General features: G+C 37.5%; 15 protein-coding genes. 7 read left to right on the top strand and 8 right to left on the bottom strand.

The window, feature by feature from the left end; genetic code table 11:
* Positions 1 to 38: 38 nt before the first annotated feature.
* Entirely contained in the window at positions 39 to 470 is a 432-nt protein-coding gene (locus ACFVT8_RS21600; RefSeq protein WP_387085332.1) for a protein-tyrosine phosphatase family protein, read from the bottom strand.
* A 20-nt stretch (positions 471 to 490) separates the two neighbouring features.
* Entirely contained in the window at positions 491 to 1,438 is a 948-nt protein-coding gene (locus tag ACFVT8_RS21605) for a carbohydrate kinase family protein (protein WP_387085330.1), read from the bottom strand.
* 299 nt (positions 1,439 to 1,737) lie between these two features.
* On the opposite strand from ACFVT8_RS21605, the gene ACFVT8_RS21610 reads away from it, so the two are divergent.
* On the top strand, positions 1,738 to 2,301 hold the full coding sequence (locus ACFVT8_RS21610) for a GNAT family N-acetyltransferase (protein ID WP_387085327.1): 564 nt from the start codon (positions 1,738 to 1,740) through the stop codon (positions 2,299 to 2,301).
* 17 nt (positions 2,302 to 2,318) lie between these two features.
* Positions 2,319 to 3,236, top strand: coding sequence for an EamA family transporter (locus ACFVT8_RS21615; RefSeq protein ID WP_387085324.1), 918 nt, complete (start codon positions 2,319 to 2,321; stop codon positions 3,234 to 3,236).
* Positions 3,237 to 3,309: 73 nt separating this feature from the next.
* On the opposite strand, the gene ACFVT8_RS21620 is transcribed toward ACFVT8_RS21615, so the two are convergent.
* The 4 genes from ACFVT8_RS21620 to ACFVT8_RS21635 all read right to left on the bottom strand — a co-directional run bounded on the left by ACFVT8_RS21620 (position 3,310) and on the right by ACFVT8_RS21635 (position 8,278).
* On the bottom strand, positions 3,310 to 6,513 hold the full coding sequence (locus tag ACFVT8_RS21620; protein WP_387085321.1) for a leucine-rich repeat protein: 3,204 nt from the start codon (positions 6,511 to 6,513) through the stop codon (positions 3,310 to 3,312).
* A 586-nt stretch (positions 6,514 to 7,099) separates the two neighbouring features.
* On the bottom strand, positions 7,100 to 7,393 hold the full coding sequence (locus ACFVT8_RS21625) for an S-layer homology domain-containing protein (protein WP_387085518.1): 294 nt from the start codon (positions 7,391 to 7,393) through the stop codon (positions 7,100 to 7,102).
* 368 nt (positions 7,394 to 7,761) lie between these two features.
* Positions 7,762 to 7,992, bottom strand: coding sequence for a hypothetical protein (locus tag ACFVT8_RS21630; RefSeq protein ID WP_387085318.1), 231 nt, complete (start codon positions 7,990 to 7,992; stop codon positions 7,762 to 7,764).
* A 28-nt stretch (positions 7,993 to 8,020) separates the two neighbouring features.
* Positions 8,021 to 8,278: a hypothetical protein gene (locus ACFVT8_RS21635; protein ID WP_387085315.1), complete on the bottom strand. Its 258-nt coding sequence runs from the start codon at positions 8,276 to 8,278 to the stop codon at positions 8,021 to 8,023.
* 311 nt (positions 8,279 to 8,589) lie between these two features.
* On the opposite strand from ACFVT8_RS21635, the gene ACFVT8_RS21640 reads away from it, so the two are divergent.
* The 5 genes from ACFVT8_RS21640 (at position 8,590) to ACFVT8_RS21660 (ending at position 15,409) form a co-directional block, all read left to right on the top strand.
* Positions 8,590 to 9,690 (top strand): extracellular solute-binding protein, encoded by a 1,101-nt coding sequence (locus ACFVT8_RS21640; RefSeq protein WP_387085312.1) that lies wholly within the window; start codon positions 8,590 to 8,592, stop codon positions 9,688 to 9,690.
* A gap of 428 nt (positions 9,691 to 10,118) precedes the next feature.
* Positions 10,119 to 11,189, top strand: coding sequence for an ABC transporter ATP-binding protein (locus ACFVT8_RS21645; RefSeq protein ID WP_387085309.1), 1,071 nt, complete (start codon positions 10,119 to 10,121; stop codon positions 11,187 to 11,189).
* Between the two features lie 12 nt (positions 11,190 to 11,201).
* Positions 11,202 to 12,923 carry an ABC transporter permease gene (locus ACFVT8_RS21650; RefSeq protein ID WP_387085306.1) on the top strand — a complete coding sequence of 574 codons (1,722 nt, stop codon included), beginning with the start codon at positions 11,202 to 11,204 and terminating at the stop codon, positions 12,921 to 12,923.
* Between the two features lie 27 nt (positions 12,924 to 12,950).
* Positions 12,951 to 14,465 carry an argininosuccinate lyase gene (gene argH / locus ACFVT8_RS21655; protein ID WP_387085303.1) on the top strand — a complete coding sequence of 505 codons (1,515 nt, stop codon included), beginning with the start codon at positions 12,951 to 12,953 and terminating at the stop codon, positions 14,463 to 14,465.
* Positions 14,462 to 15,409 (top strand): N-acetylglucosamine kinase, encoded by a 948-nt coding sequence (locus ACFVT8_RS21660; RefSeq protein WP_387085300.1) that lies wholly within the window; start codon positions 14,462 to 14,464, stop codon positions 15,407 to 15,409. The genes argH and ACFVT8_RS21660 overlap by 4 nt, the downstream gene beginning before the upstream one ends.
* A gap of 204 nt (positions 15,410 to 15,613) precedes the next feature.
* Here ACFVT8_RS21660 and ACFVT8_RS21665 read toward each other — a convergent pair whose 3' ends face one another.
* Positions 15,614 to 16,909: a transglutaminase domain-containing protein gene (locus ACFVT8_RS21665; protein ID WP_387224325.1), complete on the bottom strand. Its 1,296-nt coding sequence runs from the start codon at positions 16,907 to 16,909 to the stop codon at positions 15,614 to 15,616.
* A 114-nt stretch (positions 16,910 to 17,023) separates the two neighbouring features.
* Positions 17,024 to 18,178 carry a transglutaminase domain-containing protein gene (locus ACFVT8_RS21670; RefSeq protein WP_387085294.1) on the bottom strand — a complete coding sequence of 385 codons (1,155 nt, stop codon included), beginning with the start codon at positions 18,176 to 18,178 and terminating at the stop codon, positions 17,024 to 17,026.
* Positions 18,179 to 18,285: the final 107 nt, after the last annotated feature.

Below are 18,285 nucleotides of genomic sequence, written 5' to 3' on the forward strand. Positions count from 1 at the left end.
ATACCAAAGTTAAAAAACCTTTTGGTACATCTTCTCATTTATTTATATAGCTTCTGCAAAGCATCTGCCATTTTTGGACGAATTGTTACTTGTGGACGGGCGTTCTTTACGGCCTCTTCCGCTTCCTCTAGAGAATTAGCCTTGCCAAGTTCCATCAATACAGCAGTGGCAGCCACTCCTGCTCGACCTCCCCCGCTTCCGCAATGAAAGTACACTTTCTGCCCATTCTCATAGGCAGAAACAATTTCTTTCGCAACTTTTTGAATAGATGGTGCTAATTCTATGTCCTCATCAGCAATTGGCATATGCTTGTACGCATATGAAGCCGCTTCTTGCTCCTCATTAGATAAGCCATTTACTCGAACGTCAATCACGATATCAACCGTTTCTTGTTCAAAAGCTAAATCTGCATCTTTCGCACCGCCAAAGAATAATCGATCCTCCACTAATACATCGTAATTCTTCTCCATTGTATGCACGCTCCAAACGACTATTTAAGTAAATGTTTAATATCATTATAAAATGGAAGAGCTGTTAATGCCCCTGCTTTAGTAGCTGCCATAGCACCTAGCTTATTGCCAAAGCTTACACAACGAACAAGTTCTTCTTCCGTTGTAGGTAAACCATTGTAATGAACATCGCGTAATACACCAGCCATAAATGCATCTCCAGCACCTGTAGTATCTACTGGCACTACTTTTTCTGTTGGTACATGGATAACCTCGCCATTCAATACCGCATATGTGCCGTTTTCCCCTACTGTTACTAATATAATGGGCACTAAATAACTGTTTAATTGCTCAATGCCCTCTTCCAAGCTAGTTGTTTCTGTTAGGAAAAATAATTCTTCATCAGTAACCTTTAAAATATCTACGTGCTCAAAAAATGACGTGATCGTTTCACGACAAAACTGCTCACTGCTCCAGCGCAGAGGACGAATATTCGCATCCATTGCGATAATTGCCCCTTTTTCCTTTGCCATCTCTACAGCAGCACGTGTTGTATCCAGGGCTGTAGGATGGAACATTGTACCGGAGCACACAGTTAAAGCAGATGCATGTTTAAAAGCGGCTTCATTTAATTGTATTGCTTCTACTTGTAAATCTGGCGTCTCATCGACATAATCTTTAAAAATTCGCTCACATGCTTCTGTTAAATGTACATAGACACCGCTAACTCGCTTCGCAGGGTTAAATACTGCATAATCCAGGCTTACCCCTTCTTGTGCAAGGCCATCTCGAACAAACTGAGAGCCTTCGTCGTCTCCTGTGATCGTAATTAATGCAGATGGAGCACCGATACGGCTAATTCCAGCAGCAACATTTACCGTTGCACCCCCCATATATTTAGTAAAAGATGTGTTTGTTACATCATCTGCGATATAGTCAATAAAAGCATCTCCATAAACTAAAATATAATCCTTATCATCCTTTGTCATTGTTGTCCTCCCGAAACTCTAGTCATTATAGATTAACACGAAATCTGATATCGTATAAAGTTTTAAACTTTCGGAAAAATAATCAATTATGCCTTGGCATAATTACCACTTTGCGCAGATAAACGATGCGTCTGGAATCTGCTTTGTACTTAGACTTAGTTTCTATATTTATTTCAGCGGGTGTTCGGCGCCTGCTGAAATAAGGTAATGACGCCGTCAGAATATCACCATTTATTCAAAAACTTGAGTCATCCTCTATCTTTGTTATACTTGCCTATAGAAAGGTAGGGATTTTGACAATGAGTATTACAATTCGACAAGCGCAACCACAGGATGCCCATGCCGTTGTACCATTAATTATTGATGCGATTGGTGATATTGCCAACCGTTTAACAGGTGAACAAACAGCTAAAGCCGTTGAACAAGAACTTACTGTACTATTCAAGCGTGAGGACAATCGACATTCCTATTTAAATAGTTTTGTTGCTGTTGAGAAAGAACAAGTATTAGGAACTCTTGTTTACTATAATGGTGTCGAAGCCATTCATATGGATGCAAATCTCGTAAAATGGCTTGAAGAAAAAAATGCGCCATCTATAATCATCGATAAAGAAGCTCATGAAGATGAATATTATATTGATACTATTTGTGTAGCACCAGAAGCTCGTGGTAAAGGAATAGGAACATTATTACTGAAATTTGCCATAGAGGAAACACAAAAACGAGGCTATACAAAATTATCATTAAATGTTGAAACACAAAAAGAAGACGCTCGTCGCCTTTATGAACGCATGGGCTTTGTCATTACAGAGCCATGGTCCATAATCGATGAACCATTTCATCATATGGTGAAGCAATTTTAGGAAGTGAAACAAAAAACATGAAGAAAAATTTATTTTATCCTCTTTTAATTGTCATTGCTTCTAGTAGCTACGGTGTACTATCGACAATTGTCAAAGTAGCTATGCAGCATGGCTTTACAACAGGAGAGGCAGTATCGAGTCAATATATTATTGGCTTTATGCTTGTTGCAACTATTTTTATAGTGACGCAAAGACAATTACCGAGGATTTCTAAAAAGGGTCTGCTTATTTTGGTGTGCGCCGGGATACTTACCGGGACTACAGGAATTATATACGGTGAATCATTAAAGTATCTACCAGCCTCCCTTGCTGTAGTAATGCTCTTCCAATTCACATGGATAGGCTTATTAATAGATTGCGCACTTCATAAACGGTTACCAAGTCGGCCTGAAGTGATTTCAATCATTGTATTATTTGCTGGAACTATTTTAGCTGCTGGCGTACTAAATGTAGATTTAAGCGGTATTGCTATTCAAGGCTGGCTGCTAGGTTTGGCTGCTGCCTTTACTTTTGCTTGCTTTATCCAATTTAACTCTCGTCACGTGGAAGGTATTACAACTACATCACGCGTGTTGATTGTTTCCTTTGTCGCCCTTATCATTATTTGTATTTTCTTAAACCCTGAAGTTCTTTGGAACGGTAAATTATTTGCCGGAGGGTTATGGAAATTCGGACTAGCTCTGGGGCTCTTCGGTATTATTTTGCCGATTTATTTATTCTCTATAGCAGTTCCGAAAGTAGGAGGAGCACTTGCCTCTATTTTAAGTGCTATGGAGTTACCCGTTGCTGTAACTGTTTCAGTTATTGTTTTACATGAACCTTTAACTTTTTTACAAATAGCGGGTATTATTTTAGTTATTCTAGGTATGATGCTACCTACAATACTTTCGCAGCGACGACAAAAGGATAAATCTTTAGAGACTATTAGTAAGTAAATACTTTAATCTACATTAGAAAGGGAGATGTATCACATTTTTTGATACATCTCCCTTATTTCTATATGAATTTTTATAAACCTAGTGCTCGATACATAAACGCTGTAAATTGTGCACGTGTTAAGTTTTCATTTGGTCTAAAATTACCGTTTTCATCGCCTAGTGCAATGTTATGGTCTGCTAGAGTGGCAATATATCCACTCGCCCAGTGTGATGGATCAACATCCTTAAACGAGCTATTGCCCCCTGGCGTTAATTCAAAGGCAAGCACTAGTATTTTCGCCATTTGTGCACGAGTAATATAAGCATTAGGACGGAAAGCTCCGTTTGAACCATCCACGATACCTGCTCGTTGTAGTCGTGTGATTTGTTCATAATATGGATGGCTTGTAGGTACATCCGTAAATGGTTTAGCTTTGCGTACTGGTGTTAGTTGTAATGCACGGTCAATCATAAGCACCACATGCTGACGTTGAATCATATCATTTGGTCGGAAAGTGCCATCTGGATAACCTTTAATAATGCATCGATTCGCAATTTCTTCAATCATTTCTTTTGCCCAGTTCGTAGAAATATCATTAAATATAATGTTACAGCCACTGCTTAGCTCCGTCCATTTTGCAAATAATGTTGTATTTTCTATTACTTCATCATTAGCAAAATCCCATGCTGTTGTGAGTTCCTGATCCTTGTACCAACCAGCAAATGTATAGCCCTCCTTCACGGGGTTAGAAGGTGCTTGCAATGATGCTTTATAGGCCACTGTTTGGGACGGTACTTCACTTCCGCCATTTGTATTAAAAGTGACGATATAGCTTAGCGAACCTTGCCCAGATCCACCGTTAGAAGAATTATACTTTGTCCATTCAGCATATAATACTTCGTTAGCTGTCACTACATCATGTTCAAAATCCCATGCTGTTGTGAGTTCTTCATCTTTATACCAGCCGGCAAATGTATGGTCTTCCTTCACAGGTGTAGGCGGTGCTTGTAGCAATTCACCTTTTGAAACCTCTTTAGATGGAACTTCACTTCCTCCGTTGGATTCATAAGTAACAATATAGCTTGGCGTAGATTCTCCAGATTCGCCTTCAGAAGTATTATCCTTTGTCCATTTCGCGTACAATGTGATATTTTCTGTTACAACATCTTTTGTAAAATCCCATGCTGATGCAAAACCTGTGTCCTTATACCAGCCGGCAAATGTATAGCCTTTCTTTGCTGGTATAGTTGGCGCTAGTAAAGTTTCTCCTTCTAAAGCTTCTTGGGACGGCACTACACTTCCTCCGTTTGAATTAAAAGTGACCTTATAGCTTGGCTTAACCTCACCAGATTCGCCTTCAGAAGTATTATTCTTTGTCCATTTCGCGTACAATGTGATATTTTCTGTTACGACATCTTTTGCAAAATCCCACGCTGTTTTAAATTCTGTGTTCTTATACCAGCCGGCAAATGTATAGCCTCCCTTTACTGGTTTAGCTGGTTCTTGTAGTAAATTGCCTTCCAATACTTTTTCAGACGGTACTTCACTTCCCCCGTTTGAGTTAAAAGTAACAATGTAATTTGTATTCCACTTTGCATAGATTGTCATTGGCTGGGAAATAGAGTTAGTCCATTCGATAGTATAATCTTTATCTTCAAACCAGCCACCAAACGTTTTATCCTTTTCCTCTCGCTTAAGTTGACTTTCGAATGAAGAGTTAGTTAATTTAGGTGTTCCGTGAAATGTTACGAAATCAAATTCATTAAAACTGAAGGCATCCCCGCCTATTTCTATTACACTTGACGGAATCTCTACACTTGTTAATCGATTATTTTTAAATGCATATGGCGCTATCATTGTTATACTTGATGGAATTTCCACACTGTTTATTTGATTATTTTCAAATAAACTATATGCTATTGTCGTTATGCTTGATGGAATCTTCACACTTGTTAACTGATTATCTTTAAATGCATAAGTATCTATCTTTGTTAAGCTTGTAGGTAGCTCAACACTTGTTAATCTATTTTTATAAAATGCTCCATACTCTATCGCTGTCACACTTGTCGGAATCTCTACGCTTGTTAATTGATTATTCGCAAATGCGTGTGGCCCTATCGTTTTTACACTCGATGGAATCTCTATATTTGTTAATTTATTATTAACGAATGTCGTGTGCTCTATCGTTTTAATACTTGATGGGAGCTTTACACTTGTTAATTGATTATTTTTAAATGCAGCCCATTCTATCATTGTCACACTTGATGGAAGGTCTAATTCTGTTAATCGATTATCCTCAAATGCCGATTGTTCAATACGTTCAACGCTTGGTGCAATATCTACGTTTGCTATTTGATTATTAGCAAATGCAAATTTTCCTATCGTTGTCACGCCAAGCTGGATCTCTACATTCCTTAACTGGTTATATCTAAATGCACTTGACGCTATCGATTTCACATTTGAGGGAATCTTTATATCTATCAATTGATTATAAGAAAATGCATTGTATCCTATCGTTGTTAAACTTGATGGAAGCTCAACGCTAGTGAGCTCATTATGATCAAATGCATGTGCTTCTATCTTTGTTACACCTTCGGGAATTTTTACACTTGTTAATTGATTATAAGTAAATGCATCCCCCTTTATTGTCGTTACACCTTCGGAAATCTCTACACTCGTTAATTGATTATAAGCAAATACGCTTGCCTCTATCGTTGTCACCTTGGGCGGGATTTCTACATGTTTTAAATGATTATGTGTAAATGCGAATTCTTCTATCTTTGTTACACTAGAAGGAATCACAACGCTAGTTAATTGATTTCTAAAAAATGCGCTTGCTCCAATCGTTGTTACACCTACTGGAATTACTACATTTGTTAAAATATTTTCTGCAAACGCATGTCTTCCTATCGTCGTCACACTTGACGGAATCTCTACGCTTGTTAGTTGATGGTTATAAAATGCTTTATCATCTATCATGACAACTGGTTGACCGTTTATTTCACTAGGAATAACGATATCCTTTGCAGAACCATTAAAGCCCGTAATGACAACACCATTGAACATATTTCTCGTTATGAATTCATCTTCATTTTCACCTGGCGCTATATTAACATCTTCAATATTTGACGTTTCGGCTTCTTCTATGTTTTTAAATGCTTCGTTTTTATTTTCATCATTCGGCATTACAATATCATGCTCTACATTGCTTGTTGCATAAACAGGTAGGCTACCCAATGATAATTGAGAAAACACCAAAAGCGTGGAAACTAATAATAAAAAGGCTTTTTTCATTTAGTAATCTCCTTTCAAAACTAAACTCTGGTATCACTCCTGAACCAGGGTCAACATTCATTCCAAAAAGTTAACTTTCTCTTGCTTTGATAGGCTTGTAATCTAGCATTAGATGAAAAAGAAAAACTTAGAAACATCAATACCATTGCCACAAATACAAGATTATTTACTTTTTACACTTAACCTATACCTCTAACTGAACTTCTTTAAACATTTTTTCCCTCTTTTAAGTATTTTTTTTACTTTTTATCTCTTACAATTACCTAGTGCGAATTGAATCTTGTGTAATGAAAAAAAGCAAAAAAGACATCCTTTTATCTCTAAAGATTATGCTTATTAAGGTTAAAACCTACTATAGGAAGATGCAAATCAATCTTTGTTTACTTTTTAGCATATTTTGATAAACCTCTTATTTGCATTATTACGATAATTATGTTCAACCTTATTTTTGAGATTAGTTCGAGTAAGTTTACTTGATATCCCCTCTTAAAAAAAGGACTTTCCTATAATTCATACGCATGCCGGCACACATAGAAAAAGAGATGGATCGAATATACGATACATCTCTCTTTTTCAAAACCTTATTCTATAAATCAAGCGCTCTATACATGAACGCCGTAAATTGTGCACGTGTTAAGTTTTCATTTGGTCTAAAATTACCGTTTTCATCGCCTAGTGCAATGTTATGGTCCGCTAGAGTGGCAATATAGCCACTTGCCCAGTGTGATGGATCGACATCTTTGAACGTATTATTGCCTTCTGGCGTTAAGCCAAATGCAAGCACTAGTATTTTCGCCATTTGGGCACCTGTTATATAAGCGTTTGGCTGAAACGCTCCGTTTGAACCATCCACGATACCCGCTCGTTGTAGTCGTGTAATTTGTGGTTTTTAGGTACATCCGAAAATAGGTTAATGCATCAAATATGAAGTCCTACCGTACCCAAAGACTCCTAAGAAAAACAGTATTTAGGATAATCATCAGAAAACTTAGGAGAAAGTTAATGTTATCGTTTAAAGAACATTTGAAAACCCACCTATAATCTCTATTCACATCAATTTTAGGCAAAAAATCACCTACCAATAATGTCTATAGATATCTAAAAGTTTTTGTATAGGATACCCCTACCGGTTTTCCTGCAAGACCACTCTCCGCAGGCACATATTTCATAGGAATAATTTTTCTCTCCGGAACCCAATGATCAAAATGATACAGATCGAGTACAGGAAAGCGTCTAATTCTACTCGTCTTACTTTTTTCCATTGTGGGTAGTCGGAGCTGTATATTCACCTACATAACTTACTGAAAATGATTTTGACACATTAAATCCAACTGCAGCAGAAACTGTACTTTTATCAAATCCAGTCATAGTACCTTCAAGTGTTGCAGAAGTCGAATAAGTATTGGTTAAGCTAATATTAATTCCAGGTTCGCCCCATAGTGTATTAAGTATTTTCGAACCTTGAGTTCTTCCTGCCATAAATACATTGTCTGCATACGGTACTAATCTACTCCTTGGTTGGTTGGTTACTTACACTCTCCTCGACGTTTTGTTCAATGGTGTTATTGTTATCAATAATTGTTACAGTTAGGAAATTATCATCATTCATATAATTATTAACAGCATTTTGAAAATCTAATTCAGAATTGTAATCCGCTCTATCAACTACTATTTCCCCTTCATTTAATTCAGCTGCAGAACTTGGAGTAGTTGAAAAATCTAAAAATAATAATACTCCAAACATTGTTGATAATAAGTATCTCATTTTTGCTTCACTCCTTTCCATTTTCAAAAAACAAATAATTCAAATTGTTCTAAAAATAATAGCATGCATTTCAAAATCACCAAAATCAACTTTTGTCCACTTTTGAACAAAAGTTGATAATCTATTCCGAAAAGCTTTAATTCTCGCTATTTTAAAGAGTTTCCGACTTTAGTGAAGCACCATTGCTATCTAGTATTTCCTTAGCTATGATGAATCTAACTATAATTTTTTAATTATTCTAACATTAATGCCAGTTCTACAGATTATACTGTTAGTATGTAAGTTTTTCACTATTAGGGAGGGGGAAGATTATGCAGAAAACACGGATCTTCGGCTTTTTACTTGTGCTGATGGTTGTTGTATTAGCTGCTTGTAGTAGTGATAATAAGACTTCTACAAAAGATGCAACAACTAGCAAAACGTCCGATTCTGAAAAGACCGATGTGGCAGCTACACCATCTGGAAAGCTTGTTATTTATACAGGGCGCGATGAAGAGATGGTCCAAAAAGTCATCGATCAGTTTAATGAAAAGTACCCGGACATTGAAGTGGAATTTTTAACGATGGGCGCACAGCAAATTTTAGAGCGCCTACGTGGTGAAAAAGCAAATCCACAGGCCGATTTTTGGTGGGGTGGTACGCAATCTGCACTAACTGTTGGTGCCAATGAAGATTTACTTCAAGCTTGGAAGCCTAGCTTTAACGACTCCATTGATGCAGCTTATAAAGATGCAGATGGTCGTTGGTTTGGTGAAATGTTACTGCCAGAAGTCATTATGATTAACAAGGATGTATTAACGAAAGAAACGGGTCCACAAGATTGGGATGATTTATTAGATCCAAAGTGGAAGGATAAAATTTTAATTCGTGGTGTATTAGCATCTGGAACGATGCGTACTATTTATTCATCTATGATTTTACGTCAAGGTGCAGATTCACCTGAGAAAGGCTACGATTGGTTATTAAAATTAGATGCCAACACGAAGGAATATACACAAGATCCAAATGCACTTTATTTAAAAATGACACGACAAGAAGGCAGTGTTTCTTTATGGAATTTACAAGATATTTTATTAAAGAAATATACGACTGATTATCCGTTTGATTATATTTATCCGAAAAGTGGTGCACCGATTTTAGTTGATGGTGTCGCAGTTGTCAACAATGCCAAAAACTTAGAAAATGCAAAGCTCTTCGTAGAATTCTTATTTGAAAAAGGTATGGTGACTCAACTAGCCAACGATTACTATCAAATCCCTACTCGCTCAGATATCGATAAAGCGGCAATGCCTGAGTGGTTTAAAGAATTAGATTTAAAAACTTTTGATATCGATTGGCAACTCATGACTGAAAAAGAAGCTGAATGGATGGAGCATTGGGATAACAATATTAAAGGACGCGGGAAAAAGTGACCGAGGATTAAAAAGTTGTGAACCTATCCTATGTTACTGACAGGTTACTCATAAAAAATCAGGAATGATATTTGTTAAAACGTATGTCATGCATATAAGTTGATTGGAGTGGAGACTGGGCGACTCCTTGGGGATCAGCGATAGAGGAACGAAGGCTAAAAACATCACATCCTGTGATAACGCCTTCGTGACCAACATCGTGCTGTTGCTGTCGCTACGTTACAGCAACAACAAATGTTTTCTGCGCGAAAGCGAAGCGGCAGCGATAAAAGCGCCCAGTCAGAACGGAAATCAACCCTACGTTATGGAGAAGCCTTTTAATATCATAAAACAAACATCTACGAATATCGTTCATGTTTTTAAGCCTCGAGTATATATTGCTCGAGGCTTCATGTAACTAATTTTCTAACTAGAAAGGAGCATTTCACTTGAAAAGTGTCAAAATAGAAAATGTCTCTAAGAAATTCGGTCACATTTATGGCGTAAAAGATTTAGATCTTCATATTAAAGCTGGTGAATTTTTCACATTCCTCGGCCCAAGTGGTTGTGGGAAAACGACAACGCTAAGGATGATAGCCGGCTTTTATTACCCAAGCGAAGGGAAAATTCTTTTTGATGATTTCGATGTGACAAGGCTTCAACCTAATAAACGGAACATCGGTATGGTGTTTCAAAATTATGCTCTCTTTCCACATATGACGGTAGATGAAAATATCGCCTTTGGATTACAAGTACGAAAATTTTCGAAGGCGGAGATCAAGCAAAAGGTTGACCGTATTAGAGGGCTTGTACATTTATCGCAATATGGGAATCGGAAAATTAATGAATTATCTGGTGGGCAACAGCAACGAGTTGCATTGGCAAGAGCTCTGGTAATTGAGCCTGACATTTTATTACTAGACGAGCCATTGTCGAATTTAGATGCTAAATTACGTGAAGAAACACGCGTTGAAATAAAACGTATTCAATCTGAGCTCGGTGTTACAACCATTTATGTTACGCACGATCAAATGGAAGCTATGTCCATGTCCGATCGGATAATGGTCATGGAAAATGGGAACGTCAGACAAATCGGTACTCCTCAAGAGATTTATAATCGACCTTCAAACCGCTTCGTAGCAGATTTTATTGGTGAGACAAACTTAATTGGGGCGACAATCGATGCTGTTAATGGTGACGATATACAAGTAAAAACCACAAGTGGACTTGTTCTCACTGGGCGAAAGCAACAAAGCTCCCCCACTTTAACGCATATGATTGGAGACAAAGTGTTTATTTCTATTCGCCCTGAATCCATTAATCAAGGTACTGGTGAAAACACATTAACGGGTAAAATCACTTTTGTTGAATTTACAGGAATTAGTGTGAATTACATTGTGGAATGTCTAGATTTTTCACTAAAAGTAATGATTATTAATATGAACGGTCAATTTAAAAAAATCGGTGAAGAAATCACCTTAAATATAGCCCAAGATTCACTGTATTTTTTAGGGGAATAGGAGAGTACCAACATGGAAAAAACACACCTCAAACTTTCTGAAGGAAATGCATGGACACGACTAACTAGCTCAAATTGGTTTGTCTATATTTTAGTTGCACCTTTATTTTTAGTGTTGTTTGCCTATGTAGTATACCCATTCTATCAAACTTTTAAAGAAAGCTTTTCTGGTGCTGATGCGCTATCTAATTATAAAAACTTTTTTAATATTGCTAGCCCAGCAAATTTAGAGGCATTGTGGACTAGTATATATATATCCATTATCAGTGTTATTTGTTGTGCACTCGTCGGTGTAACCATGGCATTTCTACTGGAACGCTATGATTTCCCAGGTAGACGGATACTCTCTGTTTTAGTATTAGTACCCATGGCTCTTCCGCCATTAGTAGGTGTGCTATCCTTTACATTTTTGTATGGAGAAAGTGGGATTTTCCCACGTGCGTTTCAACACCTATTTGGTTTAGAGCAAGTACCTTTTTCATTAAAAGGCATATGGGGGGTTATCGTAGTACACACATTCACTATGTACACTTACTTCTACTTAACTGCCTCAGCAGCTATAAAAGGTCTTGATCCAGCTTTAGAAGAAGCCGCAACTAGCTTAGGTGCCGGGCGTATTCGAGTATGGACAAAGGTTATTTTGCCCATGTTGACACCCTCGATTGTTGCCTCATCCTTACTCGTATTTATGATATCTATGGCATCCTACACTGCACCTTTAATGTTCGGTGTTGAACGCACGATGACAATGCAAATCTATTTATCACGTACGAATGGGAATTTAGATATGGCAGCGACACAATCTATGATTTTATCCTTTGTGTCCATTACCTTTTTAATTATTATGCGCTGGTATCAAAACCGCAGAAATTATCAAAATCTCAGCAAAGGTATTAGTGTTCATCGATCTGAAGTGTCTTCAAGAGGCATGAAAGTTATGGCGACTATTGCGTCTTTCATAGGTACATTAATTTTAATTTTGCCGATTTTAGTGCTTATATTAATTTCATTTTCCGTTGATGGTGCCTGGAAAACACAAATTCTTCCAACAGACTATACATTGGATCATTATCAAGCACTTTTTACAGATGAACGGACGTGGCGACCGATTTGGAATTCCATTCGAATGGGGATTGTTGCAACACTCGGCAATATCATTTTCGGTGTTGCAGCAGCCTATGCGATGGTACGGTTAAATTTTAAAGGTAAAACATTACTCGATATTTTAATCATGGTTCCTTGGGCATTGCCGGGAACGGTTGTAGCTGTGAATTTAATCGCAGCCTTTAGTACGGAAAATATCTTCTCCTTTAATCAGGTTCTTATCGGGACGTTCTGGATTTTGCCGTTAGCTTATTTTATTAGACATTTACCTCTTGTTTTCCGATCGACATCAGCATCACTTGTGCAATTAGATCAATCAATCGAAGAAGCATCGCGAAGTTTAGGTGCAACATGGTGGTATTCATTTAGACGTATTGTCTTACCACTTACATTTACGGGCATTTTGGCAGGTACGTTACTAGCACTTGTTCAAAGTTTTGGCGAATTCGTAGCGTCTATCCTTATTTACAGTACGTCAACAATCCCATTATCAGTGGCGATATTCCAAAAATTATATTCTTTTAAATTTGGAACCGCTTGTGCATATGGCGTCTTACAAATTTGTTTAATTTTAATTGTACTTATTATTTCCGAGAAGTTATCTAAAGGCAGTGCTGGTTCGGCCATATAACTACCAATCTACTAGGAGGCAATTAATATGTTTGAAGATTTCCGCAACAAAACCCAGCAAGAAGATGGGATGAACTTCCCTTCTAATATTTATCGTAAAATTGTTTTACAGCCGGCTTACGATGAAGCCAAGAAAAATTTTTTAACAATTATGCTACAAATCAATATCGCACACTTAAAAATGTTGGAAGAACAGGGGCTAGTAAAGAAAGAAGAAGCTAAAGAAATTGGTACTGCTTTAAAAAAACTAGACTTGAACTATTATCGTATAGAGGATTACAGCCCGCGATATGAGGATTTGTTTTTCCGCATCGAAAATAAATTAATAGAGCTTGCTGGCGATGTTGCTGGGAATCTTCACATTGGAAGAAGTCGTAATGATATGGGTATTGCCATTTATCGCATGACTTTAAGAAAAAAATTGTTATTGCTTATGCAAGAATTACTGACATTACGAGATGATTTAATCGCAGCTTCTGAGGAACACGTTGATACGATTATGATTGGCTATACACATACGCAGCAGGCACAGCCAACAACCTTTGCGCATTATTTGAAAGCTGTCATCGATCAACTTGACCGAGATTTTGAACGTTTACAGCATGTCTATAAAACGGTAAATCGCAGTAGTATGGGGGCTGCGGCACTAACAACAACAGGCTTCAATATTAATCGAGAGCGTATGCGTGAGTTATTGGCATTCGATGATATTATTGAAAATGCGTGGGATGCTGTTGCTGGCGCAGATTATATTGCAGAGGCAGCAAGTATTGTTCAGCTTGCGGCACTTAATCTCGGCCGCACATCCCAAGATTTTTTATTATGGGCTACACAGGAATTCAATGCATTTACCCTAGCAAGCCCGTACGTGCAAGTTAGCTCTATCATGCCACAAAAACGCAACCCTGTGTCGATCGAGCATACGCGTTCATTGCTCTCGGCGGTTGTTGGTGATGCTAGTACTGTATTACAAATGGTACATAATACGCCTTTTGGAGATATTGTAGACACAGAGGATGATATGCAACCATATTTATGGCGCGCCATCGACCGTTTAATAGGTATTTACAAACTATTTGGTTCACTTGTTGTCACGATGGATGTAAACAAGAAAAAACTAAGAAGTCGAGCAGAAAATAGTTTTGCCAATGTGACAGAACTTGCCGATACGCTAGTACGCTCGGAAGGTATTTCATTCCGCCAAGCACATAGTATAGTTAGTAAATGTATTAAAGTATTGCTCTCTCATGGTGAGGAATCTCTAGCAAGTCTTACATGGGGGCTTACCAATACTCAGTCTAAATTAATTACTGGTAAAACATTAAAAATTTCCGAGGAAGATTTTTATAACACATTAAAACCAGAGACTTTCGTTGCTGTACGTACATTACCTGGTGGTCCAGCACCCGTAACGATGAAAGCATCTCTTGAACGCTCCAAGGAAAATACTCATAACCTTTATGAGTGGATTCGTTTGAAGGAGTCTATGATTATTGAAGCAGAAAAACAATTAACTGTATATATAGAGGAATGGAATCAATGATGGAATTGTTACTTATTATTGACGGTGGTGCTACAAAAACGGCATGTGCGCTCGTACATGCCGAGTCTGGTGAAATAAAATATACAACATCAACGAGTGGATCGAATTATCAAGCAATCGGTGCTAAGTCTGCTACAGAAATATTGCAAGCATTATTAGCAAATGTGAAGGATTTTTTGCAACAACAAGATGATGCAAATATTGCTGTTGCTACCTTTGCAATGGCTGGGATTGATTCTTCCAAAGATCATGAAGTCGTATCGGCAATCGTTCATAGTGCCGTATCTACAATACAGTTAAAAATAGATACGCTTATTATAGAAAATGATGCACAAGCCACTTTACTTGGTGTTACTGCTGGACAGGCAGGCGCATTACTCATTGCTGGAACAGGGTCCATTGCGTACGCATTTGATGGTACACAAATAGTACGTGCAGGTGGTTGGGGGCATCGCGCAGGAGATGAAGGCAGTGGCTATTGGTTAGGGCAAGAAGTCATACGTGCCATTTTTCACATGGAAGACGGACGCGGTGAGGCGACCATTTTAAAAAATGCTGTCTATGATTATTTAAGGATCCAAGATGTTACAGAGTTAGCTACATGGCTATTTCGTCCATCCTACTCGAATGCGCAGCTTGCAAAAATGGGCGCATTTTTAGCAGATGCCGTGACGAAAAAGGATTCATGTGCCATTCAAATATCCATGCGTGCTGCCCATGAATTAGTGCTCCTTGCTTGTGCCGTGTTGAAGAAAGTTGACTATCAAGGCGAAGCATTTAGCCTTTATTGTAATGGTGGTGCCATTAAGCATAATCCATTGATTTTTAAAACTTTTTCACTGGAAATGAAATCGATGTATCCACAAATTGAAGTTTCCCTATGTCAGCATCAACCAATCTATTATCTTATGGAACGAACAAAAAGGGCCTATGACAGTTTGTAATGTCATAGGCCTTTCATGTTGTTGAAAAACTATTATTCAGTTAAGGTGCCTATTTAAATAAAGTATGACTCTTCTGTAAAACGAGGGGTTGATTTCCGTTCCAACTGTGCGCTTTCCTGTGGGCGTCCAGTCTCCACTCCAATCAACCACTACACATAGTATTTATCTTCCGGCTTGTCACTCATATCGTTTTCGTTGATAACGTTAAAGTGCCATTTTCTTTAGCTCATTTGTCGTGAAATATAAATAGTTGTCCTGCACAAATAGATCCTTTGTTTCTTCCCTATTTAATAATTTTTCTCCACTTCCATCCGGGCGAATCTTTGTTAAATACGCTCCGTGTGAATAATTACTAAAATATACCCAGCCATCTGCATAAACGATGTACTGTGCACGTGAACTTGAGACGCTTTTCGATTTACCTGTTTTTAAATCAAGCACGTACAATTTATTATCATCAGCGACATTACTATAAAATATTTGTTGCCCTACCTGTGTAGCGAAATCTACATTGTGAAAGTAGTTATACGTCGTACTCGTTGCTTTCGGGTAGTCGTTAGCAATCCACGTATGATCTTTTGCCATTGTTCGATCATCCACTAAAAAATATTGATAGCGTACCGCCCCTTTACGATCAGGCACCGGATCATTCCATGTAGTATCGAGGTGATACCATCGACCGTCCAGCTTTACTAAATTCCAAGCATGTCCTTCCTGTCCGACATAGCCTACTATATATTTTGTTTCTATACCTAGCTTTTGTAACATCGCATGAGCCAGCAATGCATAGCCCTGACAAACACCACCATGCTCCGCAAGCACTGTATAAGCGCTATGTGGACTTGAATTCGTTTGATCCGTATAGGCGGTATTGGCAACGATATAATCATTAACAGCCCTAACCTTCTCTACATCACTTAAAGCTTTTTTATTGATAGAGGCTACAATCTCTTGCACATTCATTTCAACAAACGCTGCCTGCTCTGGTGTCATTAAATAACTTTGCTCTCCAAAAATTGTGGCCGTTCTTCCTCCATATTCAAAACGAATTGAGTGTTTACTAATATGCCCATATACATAATCATCTCGTTTTATAGCATTTTCATAGGCTTCTTCCACTAGCTGTTCAATTCGTTGTGTATTGCCTTTATATTGAATCTCAAACTTAGGTGAAAAACTACTGTAATACGCATACATCGCATCAGCCATTTCCTTTGCATTAGTTACAACTAGCTTTGCTTCAGGTTTTTTGGCTGCCGGAGCTGTAACGGCTGCTCCTTCTTTTGGCTTTTCTTCTATAGGTGTGGCCGTTTCAATAGAGGCATTCTCTGAAAGTTTAGCAGTAACGTCTATAATTTTTTCCTTTGTTGAAAGAAGCATCGTTTCTATTTCATCATTATTTGACCAAGTTATCACTTGTTGTACAACTGCTTTACCAGCCGTATAAATGGGGTCAATAAAAATAATAATAATTACGATAATGGCTAATTTTTTCCACAAAATCCTCACCTCCAACCGTTTTCCTGTTTTCATTATATACAAAAAAAGCACAAAGAACTCACTCTGAAGTCCTTTTGTGCTTTCATTTTATAAATAGAAAAGGATATTTGAAGCTTAGTTTATTTTAAGCTTTTGGTCTTTTCCATTAACAGTATAAATTAAATAATTATCATTAATTCTTAAATCAGAAACTACTTGCTTCGCGAGCACCTCAGTTTTTAATGTTTTAAGATTTAATTTTGTTAAGTAACCACTGTTACTGTAATCGCTGAAATATAAAAAGTTATCCGCCCCTGTAATATATAAGGCACGTTTATCAATGACCTTTGTTTTTGTACCACTCGCTATATCAAGCTTATACAATTTATCTTTATCTGCTGTATTACTAAAGTACAGTGTATTATTAACCTGATATGCAAAATGAACATTTTGCATATAGCTATATTTTGTACTTGTTGCAGCAGGATAGTTTGTTGCTATCCATTTATGATCTTTCTTTAGCTGTGCATCCGTTACTAAGAAATAATCGTATGAAGAAGCGCCGAAACGATTTGGTAATGGATCATTCCATGTTGTATCTAAATGATACCATTTACCATCAACCTTCACTAGGTTCCATGCATGTGCCTCGTTACTATTAACAGTACCAACAACATATTTTACATCGAATCCAGCTTGTTCTAACATTTTATAAGTTGTTAACGCATAGCCCTGGCATACCGCTTGCCCTTCCATTAACAATGCATAAGTACTATGGGGACTAGCCTTTGTTTTAGTACCATATGTAGTATTTGACACAATATAATCATTAATCGCTTTTACTTTTTCGAATTCTGTCATTGAAGACTTAATAATCGTTTTTAATATTTGATCCACCTTTTTTTGTACGGCCACTTCTTGTGTTTGGTTCGTCAAATATTTCACTTTAAACGTTACATTGCCTGTTGAGTCTGCAGAAATAGCGGTACTTTCCATATGACCACTCGCATAGACTGCTTGCTCCTGTGCTTTTTCAAAGGACTCCAAAAAGTTCTTTTTAAAATCAGTCATTGGTCCACTATATGTAATTTTAATTTCGGGAGCGAAATTATTTAATTGCTTTACGATTTCTGTTGTGAATTGATCCCAAGTTGTTACTTTCATATTAGCTACTACATTATAAGCATTTACTGGGGAAGTATTTACTGAACGAGCATCTGCATTTTGAGCATAGGCTGCTGTTGGGCTTAACATCAATAATGCTGCTCCGCTTATTAACCACTTTTTCACAATAAATCACCTTCCCATTTGTTATATTCTTGTAATTAGAATAACAAAGGAAGGAGCTATAAATCTATCGGACAAGTTCACTAGCCGTGACTTTTAACTGTATAAAT

Source organism: Lysinibacillus sp. NPDC058147 (genome assembly GCF_042884205.1).
Classification (GTDB): domain Bacteria; phylum Bacillota; class Bacilli; order Bacillales_A; family Planococcaceae; genus Lysinibacillus.

What these genes read in the sequence shown, in the direction of transcription:
- ACFVT8_RS21600 (WP_387085332.1), bottom strand. Translation starts at nt 470, where the DNA reads ATGGAGAAGAATTACGATGTATTAGTGGAGGATCGATTATTCTTTGGC.
- ACFVT8_RS21640 (WP_387085312.1), top strand. Translation starts at nt 8,590, where the DNA reads ATGCAGAAAACACGGATCTTCGGCTTTTTACTTGTGCTGATGGTTGTT.
- ACFVT8_RS21635 (WP_387085315.1), bottom strand. Translation starts at nt 8,278, where the DNA reads ATGAGATACTTATTATCAACAATGTTTGGAGTATTATTATTTTTAGAT.
- argH (WP_387085303.1), top strand. Translation starts at nt 12,951, where the DNA reads ATGTTTGAAGATTTCCGCAACAAAACCCAGCAAGAAGATGGGATGAAC.
- ACFVT8_RS21615 (WP_387085324.1), top strand. Translation starts at nt 2,319, where the DNA reads ATGAAGAAAAATTTATTTTATCCTCTTTTAATTGTCATTGCTTCTAGT.
- ACFVT8_RS21660 (WP_387085300.1), top strand. Translation starts at nt 14,462, where the DNA reads ATGATGGAATTGTTACTTATTATTGACGGTGGTGCTACAAAAACGGCA.
- ACFVT8_RS21620 (WP_387085321.1), bottom strand. Translation starts at nt 6,513, where the DNA reads ATGAAAAAAGCCTTTTTATTATTAGTTTCCACGCTTTTGGTGTTTTCT.
- ACFVT8_RS21650 (WP_387085306.1), top strand. Translation starts at nt 11,202, where the DNA reads ATGGAAAAAACACACCTCAAACTTTCTGAAGGAAATGCATGGACACGA.
- ACFVT8_RS21605 (WP_387085330.1), bottom strand. Translation starts at nt 1,438, where the DNA reads ATGACAAAGGATGATAAGGATTATATTTTAGTTTATGGAGATGCTTTT.
- ACFVT8_RS21630 (WP_387085318.1), bottom strand. Translation starts at nt 7,992, where the DNA reads ATGGCAGGAAGAACTCAAGGTTCGAAAATACTTAATACACTATGGGGC.
- ACFVT8_RS21610 (WP_387085327.1), top strand. Translation starts at nt 1,738, where the DNA reads ATGAGTATTACAATTCGACAAGCGCAACCACAGGATGCCCATGCCGTT.